Genomic DNA, 4,530 nt, shown 5'->3' on the forward strand with positions numbered 1-4,530 from the left:
CGGACCGCCAGGCAGTCGCGGTCGAGACGCCGAAGCCGGCCGCGAGCTGGGCAAACGTCCCGTTCTTTCGCAGATGAGCCAGCGTGAGGAGAGCCTGCTTGAAGCAACCGAGCCGCCTCCATGGCGAGTTCAGTTCACGCCTTCGGGCGTAGACCAGCCAGGAAACATGCTCGACCAGCTCGTACGGGACGTCGAGCATGGAAGGATAAGGAACCAACAGAGCCCCCGGGCTGTCGGCAGTGTCGAGTGGAATCAACACCGCCAACGACCGGGGGCTCTGCCACGTCACCACCCCAGCTGAGCAGACTTTACAGCCCTTCAGGGGCAAGATGAAAAAGGTCTAGTGACCTTCCGGCGGCCGCATCAAACGGATTACTCGAAGTGGATGGACCAGCTGTTCAGGTAGCCGACATCACCGGACAGGGTGTCGGTTATCCTCAGCTTCCATACGCCGTTCCGGGAGACGCTAGAGGAGAAGGCGAAGGTTCCGTACGAGCCGATCAAATTATCGGCGTACTGGTCGTTCTGCGGGTTCTTGAGGACAGTGGAGGCGCCGTTAGGAGCAATCAGTTCGAGCTTCAAGTCGCCCCGGTAGGTGTGCTTGATGTCGACCCAGACCCAGACGTGCTGACTGGCGGGGGCGGGTGCGCCTTGAATGCTGATCGGGCTGGAAATGACGGGCGAGTTGGTATCGGGAATGGGGACGGTTTGGTTGTTTCGTGCATAGGTGACTGGAGCAGCGGTGTCGCAGGCAGTGTCTGTTCCGCTGATGTTGGTCGTGACGTTGACGGCCGACCAGGCACGCTCGACGGCCTTGTACTCGGTGCTGCAGTAGCCGTAAAGGTCGCGTGCGGCGCTGAGCGTGCTCTTGCGCGCCCGGTGGAAGTCCTCGTCGGGGACCATGTAAGAGGTCAGTGCTCGGAACCAGATCCGTGCTGCCTTCTCGTTACCCAGGGGGGTGAGACCGCTTGAGCCGTTACAGGTCGGGCTCTTCCCGTAGGCGCTGCTGTTTTCTCCTTGGGCGAGGAGGTAGAAGAAGTGGTCGCTGATGGCTGCCCCGATGTGCTCATTCTGAGTCCAGACAGTGGGGGTCCAGCAGTCCGGATAGAGAGAGCTGACATCGGAGGGCTTGCGCATGTCGCGAATCACCTTGCCGCCGCCCTTGACCAGCTCACCGATGACATAGTCCGGCGTGTCTGACGGGTTGTTGGCGTAGAACTCCGACATGGTGCCGAGAATGTCCGAGCTGGACTCGTTCAGCGCCTGCGACTCGCCGCCTGCGTGCAGGCCGGCGGTGTGCTGGATCAGGCCGTGCGTCAGCTCATGTCCCAAAACGTCCTGCTCGGCGAGGGAGGCGCTGTCCGCCTGGCCGTCACCCACATAGATCTGTTCGGTCCCGGCGTCCCACCTCGCGTTGGACCAGTTGTGGTCATAGTGAAGGTTGACAGTGGGCTTTCCGCTGTTGTCCCAAACGCCGTTGCGACCGAGCACGTCCGTTACGTAGGAGAACCACTGGTTGGAGCTGAACTGGGCGTCCACAGCCGCTGACTCGGGGCTGGAGTTCGAGCCATTACCCCAGTCCAGGTCCTGGCCGTCGAGGAAGTACGCCACACCATTCGATCCGGTGGCAGGGTTGTAGCCGGCCTTGAGGTTCTTCCAATTGGTGACCTTGTCGAGGCGCTGGTTGCCCCCGCCCACTGCGGTGCTAGTGACCGGGACGTTTCCCGTGGTGACGCCGTGGCCGGTTCCCACTGCAGTGTCGTCGACCTGCCACGAGCGGAGAAGCGTGCCCGTCTGCGCGTCGATGAGCAGGTGCGAGTCGGCGAAATCCGACTCGGTGCCGTGCACCAGCACGTCCCACACGAGCCGGGGTTCGCGGGAACGTTGCCCGCCCAGAGCGGCCGCGTCGACCGACAAGACCGGAGCCTCAGCTGAGCTATAGGCGTGACCGAATGCCCCGATGGCCGTTTCCCCGGCGGCGCTGGCCGTAACCGCAGGTGCGGTCCCAAGCGACATCGGCGCCGGTAGCTGGGTATCGGCCGATACAACGTTGCCGTCTTGGTCGAGCCTGATCAGAATTTCCCCACCGATGACAGGCAGGTCCTTGTAGACACGAGCGAGCCGGACTGCCCGGTCGCCTTCTGGAGCCACCGCGACCGAGATGCTACGGAACGACTCATTGGTGGACACGTGCACCTCCGTCCGAAGCGCTTCCACCGCAGACAGCGCAAGGCGTTCCGCCTGCTGGTTCGCGGCAATTTCTGCCTCCTTGGCATCGGGCTTGGTGCTCACTTCCGCCGCGGCGGCGGAGTGAACCGGTAAAGCCAGGAACTGGATACCGCAGGCAAACGCCACGGCCAAAGATGAAGCGGTGGCTAAGCCACTGACACGACGACTGAATCCTCCGGAACGCATGGTCAACTTTCTCTTAAGCCCAACAAGAGGGCATAATCTTCAAATGCAGGGCGCAGCGCTAAATCGGCAATAAGAATACAGCCAAAACTTACATATCATTGAGTATGCACTTCTCTATTCGGGGACAGGGGAAACTTCACTGATCCTTTTCACCCGGTCTCTGCAGTGCAAGACGGCAGGTCAGCGGGAGTGCACACGAGACCGGTCCCGAGCCGCTCCATGATCGACTCCCGGCATGACCTGCTTGAGCGTGTTCCCTGGTTCAAGTGAGCGCTCGGGACGCCTGCCCGTGGCCGGACTGATCGCGATGCGGCCCGGCTCCCGCACCCGGCTGTGCCACCGCCGGCGTGGCCACCCCGCGGGCGCGCAGGAAGGCGCCGCAGTATGGGCGAGCGCGCCTTCGTCGCGCTGATCGACGGCGTCCATCAACTCGTCAAGGCATCGATCGTGCTGGGGTGGCACTGTCTGACCACCACGTCTCTCACGCCATGCGTGAGCTGATCGCCGGCCGTAAATGGCTGATGGTGTTCCTGCTGCCTGGCTACTCACCCGACCGCAACCCCGTCGAGTAGGTGTGGACGCACGTCAAGCGCAGCCCGGCCAACCTCGGCCTGGTCGCCATCGACCGGCTCGAAACCCTCGTCCGCAACAGGCTCAAGCGCCTCCCATACCGGCCCGCCACCCTCGACGGCGTGATAACGGGCACCGGCCTGGCCCTGGACGGTCCAGAGCCACCCTGACAAGCCGAAGTCAGTGATATGGCCGTGGAGAACACGTGGACCCCGGCCCATCAAGCGGTGGAGAACGAGGACGCACAGACCTTGGTTCAGCTGCCGGCCACGGGAGTCGCCCTGACGCTCCTGACCCACGCCGTCATATAGAGGGCGATGGTGCCGTGAAGAGCGGTAGCCCGCTGACGGTGCATATCACTGCTCTTCTCCTGTCTTTGGCGCTGACCTACGACTTCAGGGCCCGACGGACAAGCGCCGATGGATTTCGCCGTTCACTACGGCCATGATGTGGTCGTCAGGCTGTTGCAACGGCACATCAACGGATGAATTAGCGCAGGAAGGTAAGGGTTCAGGCGATACTTGTGAAGGCGCGGAAGTATTCGGCTTTGCGTTCGTAACGGCGGTGCACGCGGTCACAGCCGACCGGCCATGAGACCCACAGCGGGAAGTTCTCCGCCAGCGCGGTCAGGACCGGAAGCCAGACGCGGACGGTTCGTTCTATGCCCCAACGGTGCCGACCCAATCGTTGGGAACTGTCCGTTGCCTTGCGAATGATGCAGGGCTGGGGCCACGTGCCGATAACCCTCGTCGCAGGTGGGCGCAGTCGTAGCCTTTGCCTGCGTGGCGTTTCGCTGGGCGGCGTCTGCGAGGTCCGCGACGGGACGGATCGGCGGGGCTCCCGCACGAGCGGGACCGTGGACATTGTCCCCGGAGATACTGATAGACAGGGGCAGACCGTTCCGGTCGGTGATCGCGTGAATCTTCAAATCGTACTTGCCTCTGTCGACAGGAATCGAACCTGCCAGCCCCTTTCGGAGCCTCAGCCAAGAACTACCGCTACTCCACCAACCACCAGGTCGTCATCGACGCCGACACCCGCCTGGTCGTCGCCGTCGGTCGGCCGCTGCCCGGCAACCGCAACGACCGCCGGGCCTGGGAGGAGTCCGGCGCCAAGGCCGCCGTCGGCACCACTCCCACGGTGATCGCCGACGGCGGCTACCGCGGCACCGACCTGACCATCCCGCACTACCGCCGCCATAAGGACGAGGAACTGCCGGCCTGGAAGGAGGAGCACAACGCCTCCCACCGCAAGGTCCGTGCCCCCGTCGAGCACACCTTCGCCCGCATGAAGAGCTGGAAGATCCTGCGCGACTGCCGCCTGAAAGACGACGGCGTCCAGCACGCCATGCTCGGCATCGCCCGCCTCCACAACCTCGCCCTCGCCGGATGACCGGGAAACAACGCTGGTCAACCAGCACGTCGTAGATCATTTACGGGACAACCTCTAGCGAGCTGGTGCACGGTAGGCGGTGAGGCGTCGAGTTCTCGATCGTCGATCATGGTCGTGTGGTGGGGAACGCGTCTCGTGAAGTGATCGTCAGCG

2 protein-coding genes and 3 pseudogenes are annotated in these 4,530 nt (G+C 63.3%); 2 read left to right on the forward strand and 3 right to left on the reverse strand.

Going from position 1 to position 4,530, the window contains the following annotated elements; translation table 11 throughout:
- Both ACZ6CZ_RS37705 and ACZ6CZ_RS37710 read right to left on the reverse strand, forming a co-directional pair.
- On the reverse strand, nucleotides 1-259 hold a 259-nt coding region (locus ACZ6CZ_RS37705), incomplete at its 3' end, for a helix-turn-helix domain-containing protein (protein WP_469030587.1).
- A 113-nt stretch (nucleotides 260-372) separates the two neighbouring features.
- Nucleotides 373-2,415, reverse strand: a complete 2,043-nt coding sequence (locus tag ACZ6CZ_RS37710) for a M4 family metallopeptidase (protein WP_469030584.1) — start codon at nucleotides 2,413-2,415, stop codon at nucleotides 373-375.
- Between the two features lie 262 nt (nucleotides 2,416-2,677).
- Between ACZ6CZ_RS37710 and ACZ6CZ_RS37715 the strand changes: the two are divergent.
- Nucleotides 2,678-3,155 (forward strand): annotated as a pseudogene (locus ACZ6CZ_RS37715) (transposase); the annotation flags it as partial.
- 340 nt (nucleotides 3,156-3,495) lie between these two features.
- Here the strand turns inward: ACZ6CZ_RS37715 and ACZ6CZ_RS37720 are convergent.
- A pseudogene (locus ACZ6CZ_RS37720) lies at nucleotides 3,496-3,964 on the reverse strand (transposase family protein); the annotation flags it as partial.
- 5 nt (nucleotides 3,965-3,969) lie between these two features.
- Here ACZ6CZ_RS37720 and ACZ6CZ_RS37725 point away from each other — a divergent pair.
- A pseudogene (locus ACZ6CZ_RS37725) lies at nucleotides 3,970-4,377 on the forward strand (transposase); the annotation flags it as partial.
- Nucleotides 4,378-4,530 lie beyond the last annotated feature (153 nt).

The organism is Streptomyces sp. NPDC041135, from assembly GCF_055592085.1.